Here is a 1,421-nt window from a genome sequence, read left to right as displayed (position 1 = left end):
AGTGAGCGGTTCGTAAGGCGATGTCCTTTTCTGGCTGAGGTGGGAGCAAGGCGGCTGGTGGAGGTTGCGTCGGTTATTACTTCCGGGCGAAGTTGCCGGTGTCGGCCTCGGCAAGGATCCCGAGTTTGACCAGGCGTTTCAGCTTGGCGCGGGTGCCTTCGACGTTCTTCGGCAGCAGTTCGTGGCCGAGGGCTTCGCAGACGTCCTTGGCCCGTAGCGGCCCGGTCGCGTGGTTGAAGGCGGCGAGGATGCGGGGGTAGTCCGGATGCTCGGGCAGCTCCGGCACGACGGCCGGGAGCCGGTCGGCGAGGCCGGTGACGGTCTTGCGGGTGATCGCGAGGTGCTCCAGGTGCGTCTCGGCCTCCCGCAGCCTGGTCTGCAGGTCGTCGATCTGTGCGCGGAGTTCGTCGGCCAGGGCCCGGGCGGCGTCTTCCTGGAGGTCCAGGGCGTCGAGCAGGGGCCGGAGGTTCACGCTGCCGCCGCCTGCGGCTCGCGCCAAGTGGGGGCGTTCGCGCCGGTGAGGCGTCGGGTCATGACGTGGGTCATCGCCCAGTAGACGCGGGAGGCGGAGGAGGAGGGGCGGTGCTCGTAGTCGCGGACCAGGCGCCGGTGCAGTATCAGGATCCCGTAGGTCTGCTCGACCCTCCACCGCTTCGGCTGCGGCACGAACCCCTTGACCTGCGGGTCGCGTTGGACGATCTCGACGTCGATCCCCAGGCCAGCGCCGTGCGCGACGACCTGGTTCTTGAAGCCCTGGTCGACCAGGGCTTTGCGGACGCTGCCGCCGGCGTGCTTGGCGACCTGGTCCAGCAGGACGATGCCCGCGGCGTTGTCGTGGATGTTCGCGGCGAGGACGACGACCGCGATGACCAGACCGAGGACGTCCACGGCAAGGCCCCGCTTGCGGCCGGGCACCCGCTTGGCCGGATCATGGCCACTCGTGGAGACGGGGACCCCGGCGGCCACATGAACACTCTGGGTGTCCAGCACCACCAGGGTCGGGTCCTCTAATCGTCGGGCGCGTTCGCGGACCTGGCAGCGCAGGAGTTCATGGATGACCTGGTCGGTCCCGTCGTCCCGCCAGGCGGCGAAGTAGTAGTACGTCGCGCTCTTCTGCGGCAGGTCGTGCGGGAGATAGGCCCACTGACAACCGGTCCGCCCCTGATAGAGGATCGCGTTCACGATCTCCCGCATGTCGTAGGCGCCCTGATGGCCGCTGACCGAGCGGTGCCGGTCCTTCCACGCGGTGATCACCGGCTCGATCAACGACCACTGCTCGTCCGATAAGTCACTCGGGTACGACTTGCGTTCACTCACCCAGCCACATCAGCAGATCACCAACCGCGGACCGGTAGATTCCGCCCCGCCGCCACACGATCAGGCGACAGCAGATCCCATCAAAGACTCACGAACCGCCCACT

At 67.8% G+C, this 1,421-nt stretch carries 2 protein-coding genes; both read right to left on the bottom strand.

Going from position 1 to position 1,421, the window contains the following annotated elements; all coding sequences use genetic code 11:
• Nucleotides 1-76: 76 nt before the first annotated feature.
• Nucleotides 77-472, bottom strand: a complete 396-nt coding sequence (locus ACIOHP_RS49910) for a hypothetical protein (protein WP_401898528.1) — start codon at nucleotides 470-472, stop codon at nucleotides 77-79.
• On the bottom strand, nucleotides 469-1,317 hold the full coding sequence (locus ACIOHP_RS49905) for an IS5 family transposase (RefSeq protein ID WP_401898526.1): 849 nt from the start codon (nucleotides 1,315-1,317) through the stop codon (nucleotides 469-471). Before ACIOHP_RS49905 ends, ACIOHP_RS49910 begins: the two co-directional genes overlap by 4 nt.
• Between the last annotated feature and the right edge of the window lie 104 nt (nucleotides 1,318-1,421).

This window comes from Streptomyces sp. NPDC087859 (genome assembly GCF_044742595.1).
Lineage (GTDB): Bacteria > Actinomycetota > Actinomycetes > Streptomycetales > Streptomycetaceae > Streptomyces > Streptomyces canus_F.
This window is presented reverse-complemented; position numbering and strand designations above follow the sequence as displayed.